The sequence below is a fragment of the Aquimarina latercula DSM 2041 genome (assembly GCF_000430645.1).
Taxonomy (GTDB): Bacteria; Bacteroidota; Bacteroidia; order Flavobacteriales; family Flavobacteriaceae; genus Aquimarina; species Aquimarina latercula.
In genome coordinates this window covers 1,342,164-1,363,128 of the sequence record NZ_KE387185.1, presented here as the reverse complement: position 1 = coordinate 1,363,128, position 20,965 = coordinate 1,342,164, and the positions used below count along the sequence as shown (strand labels likewise).

The 20,965-nt window shown below is 32.3% G+C and carries 12 protein-coding genes; 4 read left to right on the top strand and 8 right to left on the bottom strand.

Going from position 1 to position 20,965, the window contains the following annotated elements; translation table 11 throughout:
• Positions 1 to 134 precede the first annotated feature (134 nt).
• Entirely contained in the window at positions 135 to 4,943 is a 4,809-nt protein-coding gene (locus H526_RS0123815; RefSeq protein WP_027395253.1) for a collagen-binding domain-containing protein, read from the bottom strand.
• A 389-nt stretch (positions 4,944 to 5,332) separates the two neighbouring features.
• A complete protein-coding gene (gene era / locus H526_RS0123810) occupies positions 5,333 to 6,214 on the bottom strand; it encodes a GTPase Era (RefSeq protein WP_027395252.1) in 882 nt (293 codons plus the stop codon).
• A 311-nt stretch (positions 6,215 to 6,525) separates the two neighbouring features.
• On the opposite strand from era, the gene H526_RS0123805 reads away from it, so the two are divergent.
• Entirely contained in the window at positions 6,526 to 8,466 is a 1,941-nt protein-coding gene (locus tag H526_RS0123805; RefSeq protein WP_035086326.1) for an OmpA family protein, read from the top strand.
• On the opposite strand, the gene H526_RS0123800 is transcribed toward H526_RS0123805, so the two are convergent.
• The gene (locus H526_RS0123800) at positions 8,450 to 9,799 is read right to left on the bottom strand and encodes an alanine/glycine:cation symporter family protein (RefSeq protein ID WP_027395250.1); all 1,350 of its coding nucleotides are present in this window, start codon (positions 9,797 to 9,799) and stop codon (positions 8,450 to 8,452) included. The two genes, H526_RS0123805 and H526_RS0123800, sit on opposite strands and share 17 nt — an antisense overlap.
• A gap of 92 nt (positions 9,800 to 9,891) precedes the next feature.
• Positions 9,892 to 10,362 carry an RNA methyltransferase gene (locus H526_RS0123795; RefSeq protein ID WP_027395249.1) on the bottom strand — a complete coding sequence of 157 codons (471 nt, stop codon included), beginning with the start codon at positions 10,360 to 10,362 and terminating at the stop codon, positions 9,892 to 9,894.
• A 197-nt stretch (positions 10,363 to 10,559) separates the two neighbouring features.
• Here H526_RS0123795 and H526_RS0123790 point away from each other — a divergent pair, with 197 nt between their 5' ends.
• The 3 genes from H526_RS0123790 (at position 10,560) to H526_RS0123780 (ending at position 15,210) form a co-directional block, all read left to right on the top strand.
• The gene (locus H526_RS0123790) at positions 10,560 to 11,126 is read left to right on the top strand and encodes a hypothetical protein (RefSeq protein WP_027395248.1); all 567 of its coding nucleotides are present in this window, start codon (positions 10,560 to 10,562) and stop codon (positions 11,124 to 11,126) included.
• 282 nt (positions 11,127 to 11,408) lie between these two features.
• Positions 11,409 to 14,453 (top strand): ligand-binding sensor domain-containing protein, encoded by a 3,045-nt coding sequence (locus H526_RS0123785; protein ID WP_027395247.1) that lies wholly within the window; start codon positions 11,409 to 11,411, stop codon positions 14,451 to 14,453.
• Positions 14,454 to 14,460: 7 nt separating this feature from the next.
• A complete protein-coding gene (locus tag H526_RS0123780; RefSeq protein WP_027395246.1) occupies positions 14,461 to 15,210 on the top strand; it encodes a LytR/AlgR family response regulator transcription factor in 750 nt (249 codons plus the stop codon).
• 66 nt (positions 15,211 to 15,276) lie between these two features.
• Here the strand turns inward: H526_RS0123780 and H526_RS0123775 are convergent, their stop codons facing one another.
• The 4 genes from H526_RS0123775 to H526_RS0123760 all read right to left on the bottom strand — a co-directional run bounded on the left by H526_RS0123775 (position 15,277) and on the right by H526_RS0123760 (position 20,944).
• Positions 15,277 to 15,741, bottom strand: coding sequence for a hypothetical protein (locus H526_RS0123775; RefSeq protein WP_027395245.1), 465 nt, complete (start codon positions 15,739 to 15,741; stop codon positions 15,277 to 15,279).
• Positions 15,742 to 16,755: 1,014 nt separating this feature from the next.
• The gene (locus H526_RS30035; protein ID WP_051336313.1) at positions 16,756 to 18,042 is read right to left on the bottom strand and encodes a KamA family radical SAM protein; all 1,287 of its coding nucleotides are present in this window, start codon (positions 18,040 to 18,042) and stop codon (positions 16,756 to 16,758) included.
• 19 nt (positions 18,043 to 18,061) lie between these two features.
• Positions 18,062 to 20,299: a TOMM precursor leader peptide-binding protein gene (locus H526_RS30030; RefSeq protein WP_051336312.1), complete on the bottom strand. Its 2,238-nt coding sequence runs from the start codon at positions 20,297 to 20,299 to the stop codon at positions 18,062 to 18,064.
• A 9-nt stretch (positions 20,300 to 20,308) separates the two neighbouring features.
• Positions 20,309 to 20,944, bottom strand: coding sequence for a hypothetical protein (locus H526_RS0123760; protein ID WP_027395244.1), 636 nt, complete (start codon positions 20,942 to 20,944; stop codon positions 20,309 to 20,311).
• Between the last annotated feature and the right edge of the window lie 21 nt (positions 20,945 to 20,965).

Here is a 20,965-nt window from a genome sequence, read left to right as displayed (position 1 = left end):
CTAGCTAAATTCAATAATGTATATATCTTTAATGTTATGAAAAGAATAAATTATAAATAACTTAAACTTCAAAAAAAACTGTCTAAAGAATACTCTTTAGACAGTTTTATATTAAATTATTTTAAAAATACTATTTATTTGACAATAAACTTCTTGTATTCTGTTCCTTCTTCTTTATCAATCTTCATTAAATACATACCTGAAGGCATTGAACTTAATGTATCAAAAGTTAACGATGTTTTACCCTTCTTAATTTCATTCTCAGCAGTTTCAGGAATCATAGTTGAACCAGACAAACTATAAAAAGACACATATACTTTTTGATCTTTCTTAGATGCTACATCAACCGTCAGTGTTTCTCCTGATCTCAATACTGTTGGATATACAGTGGATGATATAATTGATTCATCACAATCTTGAACAAAAACTGTTACTTCATCCATATCACTACAACTACCTACAGTAATAGTTAATGTATAAGTTGTGGTAGTACTTGGTGACACCACAATACTTCTTGTTGTCTCTCCTGTTGACCATAAATAGGTATCAGCAATAGTAGAAGTTAAAGTTGCTTCTTCTCCAAAACCTTCACATAAAAATTTATCTCTTCCAGCATTCACTTCTACAATAGTAACTCCAACAACAACCTCATCTATGGCTTCACAACTACCACTTGTTAAAATAACAGAATATGTAGTTGTTTCCGTAGGTGATACAGTTATACTTGTTGTAGTTTCTCCAGTAGACCAAAGAACATCTCCTTCTCCTGCCACTGTAAGCACTACTTCTTCTCCCAAACATATTTCTTGATCATCTCCAGCATCTGCAACAAGAGTACAACCTTCTACCGAAACAGTCACTTCATCCTCAGCAGAACATCCATTTGCGGAAACAGTAACAGTATATGTAGTAGTTTCTTCTGGAGAAACCTCAATTGTCGCAGTAGTTTCTCCTGTTGACCACACATAAGTGTCACCTCCTGTAGCGGTAAGCATAGTAGCCTCTCCTACTGCAATAGTTTGATCATCGCCAGCATCAGCAGTTACCGATTTTACTGTAACAGTTACCTCATCTGCAGCAGAACAACTACCGTTTGTAACTTCTACAGTATATGTAGTAGTATCAGATGGCGAAACTTCAATAGTAGCAGTAGTCTCTCCTGTTGACCATAAAACATCACCTTCTCCAACTACTGTAAGCGTTGCGGTTTCTCCTTCACAAATATCTTGATCATCTCCCGCATTTGCAGTAGCAGAATTTACAGTTACAACCACTTCATCTGCAGCAGAACAATTACCATTAGTCACTTCTACAGTATATGTTGTAGTCTCTAATGGTGAAACTTCAATAGTAGGTGTAGTCTCTCCTGTTGACCATAAAACATCACCTTCTCCTACTACTGTAAGCATTGCTGTTTCTCCTTCGCAAATATCTTGATCATCTCCCGCATTTGCTGCAGCAGAACTTACAGTTACAACTACTTCATCTTCTCCAACACAATCAGTACAACTTGTAACAGTTACAGAATAGGTTGTATCTTCTTCTGGGGATACAGTAATACTTTGTGTAGTTTCTCCGTTAGACCACAAATACTGAACCTGCCCTTCTTCTTGAGAAATACAATCTCCTATGTTTATATTAAAATCTCCAAAAGAATCAGGATCTCCTTCTAGATTAAACCATCCTGAAGCTCCATAAACTTGAGGTGTATATTCAAACACATTAGCTCCATTTCCTACTTGAAATGCCTCTCCTCTTCTAGAAATATCATAACTTAATGTGCCTCCAATTTGAGTAATAGTTCCACTAATTTCTGTGTAATACTCCCAACCGGTTGCATCTTCTGATTGACAAAAACTATCTTTAGGACTATCAACAGGTGGAGTATTAGTTAAACCAGAGAATGTAGCATCCACTAAGAACGATGTATTTGTAGAATTATACTCAAATACTTCACCTTTTAATGTAGCTGTTCCATCTGTGGTATTATCATTCCAAACAAGATCTACATTTCTAAACCATAGTCTGGTACCATTATCATTTATAAAAACAACAAATTGATGCTGTCTTCCTCTACAATAGTCTGTATCTTTAACACCATACTCTACACAATCACCACAATTAACACCTGTGGCCTGAGCAGTCAATGTAACCTCTTCTCCTAAACATATTTCTTGATCATCTCCTGCATCTACTATAACTGGATCATTTACTACAACAGTAACTGAATCAGATGCCTCGCAACTACCGCTTGTTGCAGTAACTACATATGTTGTTGTTTCAGTTGGAGATACTGTAATTGTTTCAGTAGTTTCTCCGTTAGACCAGCTAAATGTACCTTCTCCAATAGCAGTTAATGTAACTGTTTCTCCTAAACATATATTTTGATCATCTCCAGCGTCAACAACAGCGGATTTAACGGTTACCGTTACTTCATCTGTTGCAGAACAACCATTACAATTAGTTACTGTTACAGAATATGTTGTATCTTCTTCTGGCGATACAGTAATACTTTCTGTAGTCTCTCCATTAGACCATAAGAAACTAGTATTATTTGTCTCGGAAGTAATGCAATCTCCAAAATTAAAATTGAAATCTCCTACTGGATATTCACTATCATTAGTATCAAACCATCCACAAGCTCCAAACTTACCTAATTCTTTTTCAGTTTGGTTAGCTCCATTACCCATCTGGAATGCTGGCCCCCTTCTAGTTAAAGTAGTAGACCAAGATCCATCCTCACTAGTAATAGTTCCAGTAAACTCTGTGTAATATTGCCAAGCTGATTCATCTTCATCATTACATAAATGTGATTTTGGACTATTGGCAGGAACAATTGCTGTTTTCCCTGTAAACACTGCATCAACTTCATAGTTTGATTGTGTATTTGTATAATCAAAAACAGTACCTTTAAGAGTTGCAGTTCCATCTGCAAGTTCGTTCCACTCTAAATCTACATTAGAAAAGAATCTTCCGCCATCTAACCACAACACATAGTTTTGATTCCCCTTACAATAGTCAGTATTTTGTATACCATATTCGATACAGCTCTCACAACTTTCATTTCCATCAGTAATAGCAGTTAAAGTAACCTCATCTCCTAAACAAATCTCTTGATCTTCTCCAGCATCTACCTGCGGAACATCATTTATTATAACCTCTACCGAATCTGACGCATCACAATTTTCGCAATCCTTAACTGTCACTGTATAAATTCCTCCTTCACTTACCGTAATAGACGGAGTAGTTTCTCCAGTAGACCATAGATAGCTTACCTCTGTTGTTGAAGTTGTAACACAGTCTCCAAGGTTAAAGTTAAAATCTCCTCTATTATACTGATTATCTGTGGTGTTAAACCAACCACAGGCTCCGAATTTCCCTTCCTCAGTTTCTGTAACATTAGCTCCATTTCCTAATTGAAAAGCAGGCCCTCTTCTTGATAAATCAATTGACCAAGATCCATCAGAGCTTGTTACAGTACCCGTTAATTCTGTATAATAAATCCAAGCAGATTCGTCTTCATTATTACATTCGTGTCCTTTTGGGCTATTTGTTGGTGTGGTATCTGTTCTTCCTGAATAGATCGCATTTACTTCGTATGTAGTTTGTGTTAAGGTATGATCAAAAATTGTTCCTGTCAATGTTGCTGTACCATCTGACAATTCATTCCATTCTAAATCAACATTAGAAAACCATCTTGGATTATTACCATCCGTTAACCACATTACGTAGTCTTGATCTCTTTTACAATTATTAGTGTTTAATACACTATATTCTCCTATGCAATCTACACATTCCGATGCTCCAGAAACTATTGCAGTAAGTGTTACTTCTCCTTCTCCGCAAAATTCTGAATCATCACCAGCTTCTACTGTTAAAGCACAACTTACATCATCTTCCGTACAAGAATCAAATATATGTTGATGTAACTCTCCTTGAACATGGTGATAATTTGCTGCGATAACCTGTCCATTAATATTTCCTGAGGAATCCTTTATCACATCTGATTTAGGAGCAAATAAACTACCTATGATCGTTGAACCTCCTTTTAATGTTATACTTGAATTATTATAAAAATTCCAAATAATAAAGGCTCCTTGCTGATCCCCAATTCCACTAAGATTTAGAATATTCCATTCAAAATCACCTGCCGCATCAACATTTATAATTAATGGCGTATTCTGACTTGGAGTATTCTCAAAAGTTAGGTAAGGAAGGTTCTGCAACTCTGTCCCAGTAATATGCAAAACGTTTACTGTATTTTCAGAAAGTAACATTTTATTATCACTACTTATTTGGACATTAGATAGCATATTACTATAAGAAATAGACTTTGATTCGAACAATGCAAAAGCTGCTTCAAAATCAATCAAATTAGCCTGACCAACTGAACTTTGACCTTGTTTTCTTTGCACTTGAATCCTTGGCTTAGCGTCGTAATCTCCAGCAGTAACTCTTGTATTAACTGATGCTAAATTAAAATCTACATCAAAAACTGAAGAGCCATTTAAATCACCTACTTTGGTGTATCCTTGATTAAGATGTATTCCTTCTCCTGAGGTGTAAATTACTTTACCATTCACTACTAAGGATGAAGCTTGGTCATCTCCATTAAAAAAATTAGTTCCTGGCGTTTGAGCAGCTATTGTGATGATTCCATCAATCGTCAAATCTCCTCCTAATGCAATAGGACCTTCCGTATCTCCGCCATTAACTGTAGTATTATATCTAACAAATGCATTATAACCCAATGCTTTTTCTAATGGGTTATTACAAACAGATGTTGTTGAATCAAAACTTTTTTTATTCTTATCAACTGCGGTATTAAACCCCGAAGTCAACATAAAAATGACGATCATTGCTAAGCTAAGTAAAGAAGAACTAATAGAAGTCACTCTCCCTTTACCGCTCAATGAGTTAAGCTTGTTAGTAGTTTTAGACATTGTGTAGTTGTTTTTTCGTTCGAGTTTCAGAAGCTCAAACTGGTTAATTTATTTTGGGTTTTAAAAATAAATACACGGGACAGGAAATCACATATTGATTCCAGACTACAAGAGTCAACAAATCCTTTGTAATTTATTTAGATTTTAGAGTTAAGCGTTTATTAAAAAGTGTGTGAAGATAAAGTATTGTTCATATCATATTTTAGGGCGTTTTAAATATGTTAGCTACGCAAAACTATATGTTTCCCTCTAAAAAAACACAAAAAAAGATGTAAAAACGTTTAACTGTAGCATTTTATCTTCCAAATACAGTTTTCCCGTAATTGTCGAAATTTAAAAACTCACAAAAATCCTACAAACAAAGTAAGGGAAAATTTTATCTAAAAGAATTAACGGTTGTAACCAAAACGTTTTAATTGACGTTCATTATTTCGCCAATTTTTATTAACTTTTACATAGAGCTCGATATGAATTTGCTTTCCAAAAAACTTCTCTAATTCCTTTCTAGCTTCTACTCCAACTCTTTTAAGTGCCGATCCTTTATGACCTATAACAATACCTTTTTGAGACTCTCTTTCTACCATAATTACAGATCTTATTCTGATAATTTTTTCGTCTTCAAAAAACTCTTCAGTCTCTACCTCTACGGAATATGGAATCTCTTTTTTATAGTGCATTAATATCTTTTCGCGAATCGCTTCGTTTACAAAAAATCGCTCTGGTTTATCGGTCAATTGATCCTTTGGATAAAAGGCGGGTGAATCTGGTAATAACTCTACAATTCTTCCAAAAACTTCTTTAACATTAAAGTTTTCTAAAGCAGAGATTGGATATAATTCTGCATTAGGAACTTTTTCTGCCCAAAACTGCACTTGCTGCTCTAATTGCTCTTGGTTAGATTTATCTATCTTATTTAATAATAAGAAAACTGGGATTTTAGCACTTGTAATCTTATTAAAAAATGCTTCGTCTTTCAGCTCCTTTTCACCTATCTCAACCATATAGATAAGAATATCTGCATCCTCAAAAGCCGACTTTACAAATCCCATCATAGATTCTTGTAATTCATATGCTGGTTTTATAATTCCTGGAGTATCAGATAAAATAACTTGAAAATCATCTCCATTTACAATTCCCAAAATCCTATGCCTAGTTGTTTGCGCTTTAGACGTGATTATGGACAACCTTTCTCCAATGAAAGCATTCATCAATGTTGATTTTCCAACATTTGGATTACCAATGATATTTACAAAACCTGCTTTATGAGCCATATATATGATTTTGTTGCAAAGTTAGTCCATTATTACACAAAATTGTCCAATCTAGAGAAGGAATATTTTATACTAAAATAGATTTAGACATACAATTTCAGCTTTACAAAACAGTATTTAAGACACATGAAAAATATTATATCCGTAAACCTTTTGTTAATTTTTCGTAAATTTAATTCCAGTATGTTTTTAAAACCCCACAAAAACAGATAATTTATTTTATAAATACTGGGATTATTTTGGGAAATTATTCTATCTCTTTTTTAACTATTTCGAAAACATATCACACCATACGCACATGTGTATCTGTGATGGTACTACTCATGTTATCACAGTTCAGTTTTGCACAAAACACAGATAAACTGCTTACCAAGGCTGACGAAAGTTTTGAAGCATTAGCTTATATAAACGCTCGTGACATCTATCTAGATGTTGCAAAACAAGGATATTCCTCTTCAGATCTTTATCGAAAATTAGCAGACTCCTATTATTTCACAGGAGAACCAGAAGAATCTATTCAATGGTACGAAAAATTAATCTCAAATTTTTCTGAAGAAATAAAACCGGAGTATTTGTTTAGATATGCTCAAAGCCTTAAAAGTACAGAGCGATATAATGAAGCAGACGATGTTATGGAAAGGTTTAATACAATTACAGGAAATGACAAAAGAGCAAAATCTTTTATAAATAAACGCGATTATTTAGATTTCATAGAAATGCAATCTGGTAAATATGATTTATACACTCTTATCATAAATTCTGAATATTCTGATTACGCTCCAAGTTTTGATCACAAAGGAAACATAGTATTTGCTTCCTCCAGAAGTAAAAACTCCAAGCTTCATGAATGGAATAAAATGCCATTCTTAGATCTTTTTTCTTCAAAAATAAATAACGATAATATTTCTACACAAGAATCAAAAAAATTAAAAGGTAAAATAAATACCAAATTTCATGAATCTTCTACAAGTTTTACTAAAGATGGAAAGACAATGTATTTTACACGAAATAATTTCACCAATAACAAACTTGGTAAAAGTAGAAAAGGAGTTGTTTTATTAAAATTATATAAAGCTACTCTTTCTAACGAAAAATGGTCTAATATTGAAGAACTCCCTTTTAATAGTGATAATTACTCAGTTTCCCACCCTGCCTTAAGTCCTGATGGTAAACAATTATATTTTGCTAGTGATATGAAAGGAACTAGAGGGAAGTCTGATTTATTCGTAGTAAATATACTTCCTAATGGAAAATACGGGAAACCCAAAAACCTAGGAGACAATATCAATACAGAAGGTAGAGAAACTTTTCCATATGTAAGTGAGAGCGGAAGATTATATTTTGCAAGTGATGGTCACGTTGGACTAGGTGGATTAGACGTATTCGTTGCTATTATTAAAGACACAGGGTTATATGAAATATTCAATGTAGGGAAACCAGTAAATAGCCCAAAAGATGATTTCTCATTTGTATTAGATGAAGAGAACAATACGGGTTATTTTGCAAGCAATAGAAGGGGTGGAAAAGGAAATGATGACATCTATAGTTTTAGACAAACAGAGGAATTAATTACTGAGTGTAGAGAATTCTTAAGTGGTATTATCACAGATAATGAAACAAATGAAACTATTGCTAATGCTAATGTAACATTATTAGATACTGATGGGAACATCATAAATGAAATTAAGTCCGATTATGATGGAGCCTATAATTTTGAGGTTGATTGTGACAAGCAATATATTATTCGTGTCTCTATAGAAGGATTTAATCCCAATGATATTATTTTTAAATCAAAAAATACTTTTGAAACTATTAATAATGTCCAGATACCTTTTAAGAAAGAAAAACTATTGTCTACTACATCCGAACCGGTTAATATAGGTGATGATATTGTCGCCCCGTTGCAGTTACGAACTATTTTCTTTGACCTAGATACTGACGAGATTAGACCAGATGCAATTGCTGATTTACAGAAGGTTATTTCTGTTATGAAACAGAATCCTAATCTAAAAATTGAAGTGCGTTCTCATACAGATAGTAGATCTAGTTATTGGTATAATAAAAAACTTAGTGTAAAGCGGATGCGAGCTACAGTAAGATATATCATTCGTAAAGGAGGAATCAATTGGAGACGTATTAAAGGAAAAGCTTATGGAGAACGAAGACTCATTAATAAATGTGCAAACGGTATTCCTTGTACAGAAGAAGAACACCAAGAAAATAGAAGAAGTGAATTTATCGTAAGGAAGTAATTTTCTGAAAGTAAACCTTAGCTTGAGCGTTAACTTTAGGCGCTAATAGTAATCCAGAAATTACTGTAGGTATAGCCATTAATGCAAAAGCACTATCTATTAAATTAATAGCAAAATCGATCTTCACTACAGCTGAAACAATAATAGATCCTATATAAATATAATTATAATATTTACCATATTTGGGTTTAGTTAAAAAACCTAAACATGTTACTCCATAATAAGAAAATGAAAACAATGTTGATAAGGCAAAAATAAGAACCATAACAATCACTATACCATCTCCCATCCCATAAGGTAAAACAGAATTAAAAGCCTCTAAAGTAAGTGAAATACCATTACCGTCAGAATGTCTCCATACCCCAGTAGATAAAATTGCTAATGCAGTTAGTGTACATATAAGAAGTGTATCGATAGCAGGACCAATCATAGCTACAAGTCCTTCTCTAACAGGCTCATCAGTTTTAGCTGTCCCGTGCATCATAGGTGCAGTACCAATTCCTGCTTCATTAGAAAAAGCAGCTCTTTTCACTCCCGTTTTAATCAAATACCCCAAAACTCCCCCTGCAGCAGCCTCCCCAGAGAAAGCATCCGAAAAAATTAAAACAAACATCTCGGGTACATAATCCATACGTAAAATCAATATGGTAAAGACTGTAATAAAATACAAAACCACCATAAAAGGGACTAACTTACTAGCTACTAACCCAATCCTCTTAATCCCTCCAAGAATAACAAATGATGCCATTATAGCCAAAACGATCCCTATATATAATTTAGCTTCTTCGTTCCAATCCAAAACATCAACTAAAGTTTGAGTAAGTTGATTTACAGTAAAAGCAGGTAATGTCCCTACTAAACCAGCTAATGCAAAGAAAATGGCTAATGGTCTCCAATGACGTCCCAATCCAGCTGTAATAACATACATTGGGCCACTAAGCGTCTTACCCTCTTTACTCTCTGATCTATACATAACAGCAAGAGTGCACGTATAGAATTTAGTAGCCATACCAATTAATGCACTAATCCACATCCAGAAAATTGCTCCTGGACCGCCCATTACTAATGCTATAGCGACTCCACTAATATTCCCCATGCCGACTGTTGCCGCAATCGCTGATGATAATGCCTGAAAATGAGTCAATTGACCTGGATCATTTTCATTATCATATTTACCTCTTAAGATGTTTATTGCGTGTCGGAAATATAAAAATGGCGCAAAACGAGAATAGATAAGAAAAAATAAGCCTCCTCCAACTAATAGAATAAGTAATGGCCAATCCCATATCCATGAACTAAATACTGCAACACTCTCTTCTATTTTTTTAAACATAGGCCTTGTAAGTATGCTAAAGGTACTATATATTTCTAATTACAAATGAATAGTAAATTATTATAGTAAAATAACCACTTTACTCAAAACTATTATGTAGCTCTTATAAATCTAGGTTTATTAATTCCCCTATCATACATTACGATACTTCCTGCCACAGCAACATTAACACTTAATTCTGACTTAAACTTAATTAAGAAATGTGACTTTTCTACAGCAGTTTTAGATAATCCATGATCCTCAGCTCCTAACAAGTAGACACATCTTTTAGGGTGATTAAAAGTTTCTAATGGCACCGCATCATTCGTTAATTCAACACCTACTAGCATTGCTCCTTTTGGAAGATGTTTATAAAAATCTTGAAAAGTATCATAATGAAAATATGGCATAGATTTTACCGCATTATGTGTATCACTTGCTTGTTTTGCATATCTGTTACCAATTGTAAATATATAATTCGCTCCCATATTCTGAGCAGTTCTCCAGAGGACTCCTAAATTCTCAGGAGTTTTTCCATTCTGAATACCGATACCAAAAAATTCATTTTCAAAATTATCTATCATATTACAAAAGTAAATAGTAACACTTTAATAGCAACAAAAAATGATTCATACTCCAACCCAGACACCTCAATTATGTTAAAACCGTAATGAGATGTACGAATTCTAAATTGATCCTAACGAATTCTAAAACCAACTTATTTTAACCGTTTATAGCATATAAATTTGTACAAAATAATCAACCTCAAAATAATACTGTTATGAAAAAGATCATTGTTTTTTTCATCCTAATATTAGGATTTCAGTTTATGAAAGCACAAAGTTTTCAGAAGACGGGAAAGTACACAGCAGTTACCGAAATTAAAGAGAATGGTTCAGAACAACCGACTTGCATTGTTAATCTGATTCGTTTGGGGGGAATTTCGGAAAACGTATTTACTTTCACACTCAATGATATTGAGCTTTTTGAGGACATCTTTATCACCACCTTAGAGAACCCTGGTCTGGAAGGGATCTCTGAGGTGATTAAGATGGAAGTGGAATACTTAGCTTGTTGTGCTCAGGTAGAATCACATTACTTTATGATAACAGACAAAAATGAACTTGTATCCTTACCACAATTAACAAATGTTTATTGTGAGAATTCAGATACAGATTCTCAATATACTTTTCCTAATCAACAATATGGTATAGAAGGAAACATTCTTGAAACCGAAACTTTATATAAAGAAACAGCAGAAATTAAATACGTAAACCTAAAACAAAGCTTTACCTGGAATGACAACAAAGTTAATACTCCAAAGAATACAGCAATCACCAGTTACTAGAATATTTGGTGTAGAAAATAACACTATTTATTATTCAATTATTCTATTGTACTGTATCGCTTTATTTTTTTTCACAATCCTAGTAAGTTTTAATATTTTCTAAAAAAATAAAACTATTGTATACGGCAGGCGCGTCCAATTATTTCCAATTTGTTTTTTCCCAAAAAAACTGCCTGCTTGTATACGGTTTTACTCAACATCATTTTCATCAAATTATTTAATGGGAGTACACATAACAAGAGAATCAGTTTGATTATATTTGTTATCAAACCATAGTTTTTTATGAGCCCCAAATGCTTTTCATATCTACTATCCTTTTCAATTATATGGATAAGTGCTATTCATTTATTATCTGCTCAAAATAATGGCCTTAGGGCATATACATTAGAAGACGGGCTTCCTCAATCTCAAGTATATGATATTATACAAGATGATATTGGTTATTTGTGGCTAGGTACACGTGGAGGTGGAATAAGTAGATTTAATGGAGAAGAATTTGAAACCTGGAACGAAGATGATGGCCTCTTATCCAACTACATACACTCCTTACTCTTTTCTAATGACAGTTTATTCATAGGAACTAGAAGAGGATTATCGATAAAAACAAAAAAGAAATTTCATAATTTCGAAGGATTACAAGTAAACAAAATATTTAGGATCCACAATAAAACTTATCTAGCTACTAATGTCGGCATCTATATATATAACCGCAGTGATGGATTAAAAAAAATACAATTAGATCCTAAAATAAATACCAGCATTGTAAATGGAATTGTGTTTGATGGTAAGTTATTCTGGATAGCTACAAATAAAGGTCTTTGGAAATTAAATAAAATTCATAAAGATGCTAGCATTATGGTACGTCATAGTGCATATAATTTTACTTCGGCATTATATCACAAAACAAAAGTATTTGCGGCAGCTATAAATCAAGGAATTTTAGTTTTAAATACAAATGCTAAAAGTTATGGTAATAAATGGATCCAAAAACCATTAAATGTCAATAACATTTCAGTTCTAGATACAGAATTATGGTTCTCTACGAATAATGAAGGAATTACTGTATTGGATGCCAATAATTATCGATTAAAGAAAAAAATAAATCGAAAAAACGGTTTAGCAGTTTCTACTATTAGAAAAACCATTTCGGATCGTCAGTCCAATATTTGGATTGCAACATCTGGAGGAGGGTTCTATAAATATTCTCAAAATAATTTTACCCACTATAATCAAGATACTGGACTAAAAGGTAATCGCGTATATGCTGTTCATAGTTTTAACGAAGAAATCTGGGCCTCAAACTCGGAAGCTGGATTAATAAAAATTGATTCTACGGGAATAGTTCAAGTCAAGCAAGACAAAAGGTTATCTGAAATAAAAATCAAAACTATCACGCATGATAGCAAAGGAAATATCTGGGCAGGTACCGAAGGAAAAGGAATCTTATTTAAAGAAATTAAATTTAAAGACAGCATCGTAACTCGTAATAAGAAGTCCAAAAAACGGAGAAAGGATACAATAACCAAAGAGGTTATCAAGAACTACATCATTAATAAAAGAAGAGGTTTATCTTCTAATTGGGTTCGATCTATACATATTTCTGGAGACACTATTTGGGCAGCCACTTATTCTTCTGGAATTACCAGATTTATATATGATTACAAGAAACACAAAGTAAGATCTGTTAGACGATTCACTAAAAAGCGTGGCATAAAAGACCTTGAAATTAAACATATGGCCTCTGACAAAAAAGGCAAAATATGGTATGCTACAGAAAATGGAAGTATTGGATTTATTAAAAGGAATAAAGTTACACATCTTAGTAATGTACTCAATCAGAAAGTTGCGATCAATTGCTTTCTTTTTAAAAATAATAACTTGTATCTAGGTACAGCTGGACAAGGCATTTGGTGGGCCAGTTTAAAGGAAGAGAAACTCTCTTTTAAAAAAATAAAAGGAGAAAAGAATTTATACTCAAACAATATCTATCAAATGATATTTGATAATGAGGATAATTTATGGGTTGGTACTGAAAGGGGTGTAGATCGAATAGAAATCAACCTAATAAACCAAATTACAGATGTTTTTCATTTTGGGCGTAATGATGGCTTTTTAGGTATAGAAACTTGTCTCAATGCTATAAGTAAAGATATTGAAGGAAACCTGTGGTTCGGAGCCATATATGGACTTACTAAATATGAACCAGGAGAAACTGACAAAACCACTGTAAAACCAGAAATCCATTTTGAAAATATAGAAATCGCATACCAAACATTGGATTCTATAAATCCCGATATATGGGCCAAAAATGACAACGTTCTACAGCTAACCCCAGAACAAACCGAGCTTTCATTTAACTATAAAACTATTGATCTAGATCATCCAAATGACATAGAATATCGTTATAAACTAAATAACACAGCTTGGAGTCCATGGTCATCAGAAAAAAAGCAAAATTTAGCTGGATTAGCATATGGTGCTCATTCATTTTCTGCACAATCCAGAAACTATAGATGGGAAGAAAGTGAGCCTATTACTTTTAAAATATTCATAGATAGCCCTATTTACAAAAAACTCTGGTTTCAACTTGCTACACTAGGGATTATTCTTCTGGTACTTACAATAATTACATTGTTATATATTAGAAAAGTAAAGCTTAAGAATAAAGAAGAACGAGAAAAATTGCAAATGCAAAATCACTTGCTTTCTTTAGAACAAAAGGCATTAAGATTACAAATGAATCCGCATTTCATTTTTAATGTACTTAATGGGATTAAAGCGATGGGAACGAGTAACCCATCCAAAATGAATAGTACTATTAACACTTTTGCCACTTTATTAAGAGAAACATTATATAACTCCAGAAAAGACAATATTACATTAGATCAGGAAATGAAAACCCTGAAACATTATATTGAGGTAGAAAAACTAATGGCAAATAAGCCTTTTGAATATACCATTTCTATCGATTCGGAATTTGATCCAGAAGAAGTATTAATTCCTCCAATGCTCATACAACCATTTGTTGAAAACGCAATACGACATGGGATCCTAAAAGGAAATAGAGATGGAAAACTAAAAGTATTTTTTGATACTAATGAAGAATTCTTACATTGTAAAATATTAGATAACGGAATGGGTATTTTCCAGTCCCAAAAAACCAAAACCAAAACGGATCATCAATCCATGGCATTAACAGTAACTAGAGAAAGGCTGGAGTCTATCTCTGGAAAAGATGCATTACAGATAAAAGAAATTCTAAATGAAGACTCTTCTGTAGAAGGAACTGAGATATCGTTTAAAATACCATTATTAACCGATTATTAAAGACACTATGCTTACAGCGATTATTGTAGAAGATATGCCAGATGCACTTCAACTTTTAAAAAGTGACCTGGAAACAAATCATCCCGAAATAAAAATTATAGATACAGCAAGAAGCGTAGTAGAAGCTGCAAAATCCCTTAGAACCAATGTTCCTGATATTTTATTTCTGGATATTATGCTAGGAGATGGTACAGGTTTTGACGTATTAGAGATATTTCCAGAATTAAAATCTAAAATTATCTTTGTAACTGCGAGTGATGAGTATGCTATAAGAGCTTTTAAATTTGCAGCTATTGATTATGTTCTAAAACCATACTCTAATGAAGAACTAGCACAAGCAATATCCAAAGCTAAAGAACAAATTCAGCCTAATAAAGAAAGACTCAATATTCTTAAAGATACATTATCTGCACCAGAGCAAAAACCTGATAAAATATCTTTACACACTTTAGACAAAATTATTATTGTAAGCTTAGATGATATTGTTAGATGTGAATCCGATAGTAATAATACTATTTTTTACCTACAAGATGGCCAAAAGGTATTTGTAACGAAAACTTTAAAATATTTTGCTGATATGCTTAAAAACTATCAATTTTTACGTGTACACCAAAGCCATTTAATTAACCTCCAATGTATTAGTGCTTTTATTAAGGCAGATGGCGGTTATCTAATGCTTAAAAATGGAGAAAATGTTCCAGTTTCTGTTAGAAAAAAGGTAGAAGTAATGGAGATCTTAGATCGCATGCATAGATAATGTAGAACAAGCAACTGTTTTATAGCGAAATACGTTTTACTACTATTCTATCCTTTAGTCCATATTTTAACTAAAAATTTGGGCATATTGTTCTACGAATGTATAGCTGATTTGCTTTTTAATTTTACCAAGGTTTTTCCATATACCTGTAATATCAAGCGCATTCCAATTTTTGGATTGTACCGTATAGCAGTCTAAAATTTGATCATATATTGTTCTAACTCCTAAAGAGCCCATATCTGCTTTTATCTTTACATGTATAGCAATGTAATTACCTTCAGAACTACAATTATATATTTCGACTTTTATACCTGGTTCATTGTTAATTTGCGTTTTAACATACCCATTACAAGGCACTTTAATTTTTTCAATCTTTCCTGTATTTATATTATTGAATTCACTTGAGTAATACACTCTGTAATAATCATCCCCCAAATTTACTAACTGAAGCTTTGTTTTTAAACGCTTTTGAAATGGCCAACTACCAAACTTCACTTTTTGTGTCTTTGTATTAACAACAGAATATTTCATACTTTCAAGTTTTACGTTAATAATTATACAGTATCAAATCATTGAGGTAAAACTAAAAAATACCTCTCTTCAAAACTATTTCATCATATTTCATCGGGTTCAGATATATCATTTAGAAACTACATAAAATGCCAAGTGCTATAGAATCTACCCCATTGATTCTATAGCACGATTATCTTGGATTATCTGCTTGGCTTTATGAACATCAAATCACTTTCACAAGTACTAATTTCCCTTGTGGTTAATTTGATGTAATACTTCTTAATATTTTGACTTTACCTAACAAACAATAAGAATATTCTAACCATCCAAAATGCTAAACTTTTTTTATCTGAGTTTTGTGTGTTTCCAGTCATTATTTTATAGTATATGATTAATTCTTAATGTTTGATGAAACAAATATATATTGAACATATACGAAATAATATTTCATCATATTTCATTGCTTCATTTATTAATCAAAAGCTACAAATACCAAAAGAGCTGTAGAATCTACCCCATTGATTCTACAGCTCAATAATCTAACCTATTATTCTGGCTATTCACCAAAAATTATAACCTTTCAAATACATCTTAATTTCACAATTAATCTACTTGATGTATTTTCTAATTATCTATTGTTTGATGAGACAAATATATACCGAACACTTAAAAAATAATATTTCATCATATTTCACAAAGCCCTCTAATTACTTTAGTAGAACACATAAAAAATGCCAAAATCCGTAAAGTCTTTCCCCTTCGACTTAACGGATTCTAGCTTTTCTTAACATCAAATCGTTTTCCCTACTTATGTTTACCCCCAGTATAGATTGATCTGATGTTATTCCTAATAATTGTTTACAGTTATTTTGCTCTGATGAGACAAATATATGCCTAACACTTAAGGTATAATATTTCATCATATTTCATGCCAAAAAGTAGTCTTTAATTAGACTACTACTTATTCTATATTATTCGGCACTATTTTTAAGAAGTATCGCTACGATACGAAAAAAAGATCTTATTATGAACCTAATATACCGAACTCACTTCTAACTTATCTTCTTTGAATAATTCAAATAAGTCACCTGCATCTTTGGTGTGCTCATCAAAAGGAATAAGCTTGATTTTTCCCTCTCCATTAGTTTCTGGAGGAGATTGTAGACTTTTAAGAACAAAATATTTTTCTCCGTTAAGCTCTGTTATTCCATCTAAAAGAACTCTATTAAGGTCATTCATAAACACAGGACCTCTAACAGTTCTGGCTAAGCCTGAAGTTTTTTTCTGAGCTTCTTGAAAAACATGAAGTGCTCTTGCTAAAGGAACACGAAAACAAGATTCTGGATTATGATCTGCCTCTACAAATAAATAATAAGGTATTAAGCCATTGGCTATTTGTTCTTTCCATAGTGCTATAAGATCTTCTGGTGTATCATTAATCCCTTTAACTAAAGGTCCTTGGCAACGGATTACAGCTCCGGTTTCTTTTATTCGTTGTATTGCTTCTTTTACCACTTCATTTTCTAATTCTCTGGCATGAGTAAAATGCGCACAGAAATTAAGATGTTTACCCTTTGATTGTATATATCGAAAAAGTTCTAATAATGCATCAGCATCTTTATCCGTTGTAAAACGATAAGGCCACCAAGCTAATGCCTTAGAATTAATTCGTATTACCTGTACAGACTCAATTTCCAAAACAGGATCAATATATTTTTTTATTGCAGACGCTTTTAGCACCAAAGGATCAGCTCCAGTAAATAATACATCTGTAATTTCTGGATTTTCTTTTAAATATGGAATTGGATCATATGGATCTCTATAAGCTGTTTTTTTCTGTGCTTCTGTATTATCAAATGCAACCCATCTAAAACAATATGAACAATAGGCATGACAGGTCTTTACCATTGGATCTGGAAATAGATTTAATATAGTTGGAAAATTCCTATAGCCTCCTGTAATAATTTTACCATCCATCTTAGGAAAACCAGTTTCTGCATGTTTTACTTCTGGATGCATCTTTTTTTTTACAGATTGAACAAAACCAATTCTAGTTTTTTCATCCAGTCCTATTTTAAATAATTGCTTTAATTTTTCATAATCAAAAGCACTTAGCATTTCTTTCCTCGGAAAAATTAATCTGTATATAGGATCTTCTGGAATGGCTGCCCAATTAATCAAATGCTCTAACACATAATTATTTACCTTAAAATGAAAAACACTTGATAGTATATCGAATATCTCGCGTTCTTCTTCTGGTAAAATGTTATAATACTCTGTTTGTTTAAAAGACTTATTATTATAGGATCTAAATAACATAAATAATTGAGTGAATTTTTTAAATAAAAATACTTTTAGGGTTGAGTTCGTTTTCTAACAATTTCTCATCCAGCCATCCCATTTTTACTGGAACATCATAGAGTCTTCCTGGTCCTGTTCTTCTCCAAAAATGACGAAGTCCAGGTGCTATCACTTTAACAACTGGCAATCCGATATCACCTTTTGTTAAATCCAAGAATAACACTTCTAGGTCATTTCTTTTTGCTGTTTCTACACAAAAACTAAGTGCGCTTTCTATATTAGAATCGCACAAAATTGGATAATCTTTTTGAAGATTTTTCTTTTCTACTTTTTTAGGCACTAAATATTGATCAGTTTTAAATGTTGCCATATCCAACCAATCTATAAAAACCTTATCCTTCGTTAAATAACTTTCTGATTTCACAATAGGAAGTAACTGATTTAATTCAATTACAGCTCTTTCTATAGCAATATTAGCGTCAACATGTGAGCCAAAAGCATAAATAATATTACTTTTTGAAGTCTTATTTATCAAAGAAGAAATAGCCACAAAAGTCGGAATATTAAGATCAGAAGTAATATCTAAAACATAAATAGTGCGTTGTATACTTTTGTAATACTTCTCTATAGTTTCAATATAAGGGTTTTCCGAAGTTGACAAATCTACTTCTGGCATTCTAATTCTATTATACCACCATATTGCTGCAGCATCTCTTTCTACTAATTCAAAAAAACCTTGCAAAATAGCCTCTTTAATGGTATTTCCCGCAGCACAACCATTAGAATCAGGATAAGAATACAATTTTTGTTCATCATTAGCAGGATATTGAGAGTAACTAAAGCAGGATGGTACATGCTTATATTTTAGATATGTCAAAGAATAGAATGAAGTCCACTCCATCTTCTCATTTATATCAAAAGGTTGTGGTATAAAAGCATAAAACTTCGATGTATTTTTATTAATCTCTTCTCTTTTTTTAAATTGAGTTTCACTAAAATTCATACATTCATTAGGTAAGATAGCATCTTCCAAATCCTCATAGCATGCAGTAAAACTATACTCATCACCATGATACATTAAACTATAACGCTCAATTGCCTCACATAAGGCTCCGGTTTTTGCTTGTATACTATTTTTACCTTTTCCACCATTACCACTTCGCAAATGATGATTTAACCAAAATAAAGAGGTGCTTTGCAAGGCACGGTTTCTTCCAGAAGCAAAATTAAATATAGGAGCTCCTTCTTTTTTATGATAAGGTGATACTTTTGGTACAACTCCAGATAGGTTACTTATGTGTTTTTTATATTTTTCAAATGTTTCTTCTGCTGACACCGTTCTATAACCACCTAGCTTATTACTTATAGTAATTTTCTCACCTATTGTGATCGGAGCACTCCTCTTTTTAAATATATTTTCATCACCACAAGTCCTACATTGAGGTCTTTTAGTTACCGAATGATGAGAACTATTCATAACACTTACATCTAACGAAATTATAGTATCTTCAAGTATATGTTGTTTTTCAGAATATAACCATTTTATAATTTCTAAAATAGCCATATTACTAGCTATATGACTTGAAATAGTATGATTAGACTTTACCTGATTTTCTTGTTCAAAACCAATTGATTTACAAAACTGTTTAAATGGTTGATTAATTGTTAATCTATGATATAAACAATCCCAACAAGCAGTATTATCAGGAATAAAAAGTGGACCAATTAAAATCTCATTACTATTCGGTTTTATTAACAACCACTTTTTTTGTTCACTAATAAACTTACAGTTTAATTGATTCAAAGACTCATTACTGTAATCATCTGTTAAAACAATATTAAGTGTAGGATTATCATTAGTAATTTGAATACCTGTTTCTATACAAGCATTCCGAAAAACAGTATCATCAATATTTCCAACATTATAAATCTTAATTGATTTATGGTCTAATACTTTTTTTAGTTTTTTAACATCAAAACCTAACTCTTCCCAATAAGCAGTTTCTCGAACCGAATAAGGAGAATCATCTTCTCGAATAAATCCTCTCCATTCTAAAGATGAAATAATTTGAAAAGTAGAAATAAAATCTGATCTGTCTAAAAAAGACTTAGCTAGTTCTTGTGTCGATAATGTGCCTTTATTTATTTCTTGTAAAATATCAATCTCTAATGGATCTGATACCGGAACTATATCTTGATCAGAAATTACATAGAGTAATTTCTGATCAATTTTTGTGATATAAATATTAGACTTTAGCCTAGGGTTTTCAATCATATATTTTAATTAGCAGCAGGTCATAATAATCTCTGCATCTGCCTTTTCATTGGCTTTTATGGTTAACAACATATCTGTATTCGGTATGTAGTTTGGCATAACCAACGTTTGATTATAATCATCCAAGTTATCTATCCCAAGATTCATCGTTGCTGTCGGGGCATCCTTATTAACTTTTGCTACTGTTTGGCTTTCTCCTCTGTCACTTAAAACTACTTTTTCCACCACCATTGGTGATTCTTTTATTGAAATGATTTTTTGTTTCTCATCATCCGCAATTTTATCTTTTGGAGTGATTAATAAAGTTGGCCAAGCTGTATGATGATCTAGAACAATTTCTAACCCTTGTTTTGGAAGGATCATACCAACACCTTCAAAAGGTATTTTTTCTTCTTGATCAAAATAAAACACATATTTACTTTCTCCGTGTAATTTACCATCTGTTAAAAAAGCAATAGTATTTTTCGGATTTGTGAAAGAATCGTATAAATCACTATCCTTAGCACAAGCTAAACACAATTCATAATATTTTTTACAAATTTCAAAGATCTTTTCCTGATCATCTCCCCAAGATATTTTTTTCGTTATCGTTGGTTCAGTTTTGTTAATAATATTCTGCAATTGATCTGTTGTTACGTTTCCCATTTTTAGTTAATTTAGGTGTGA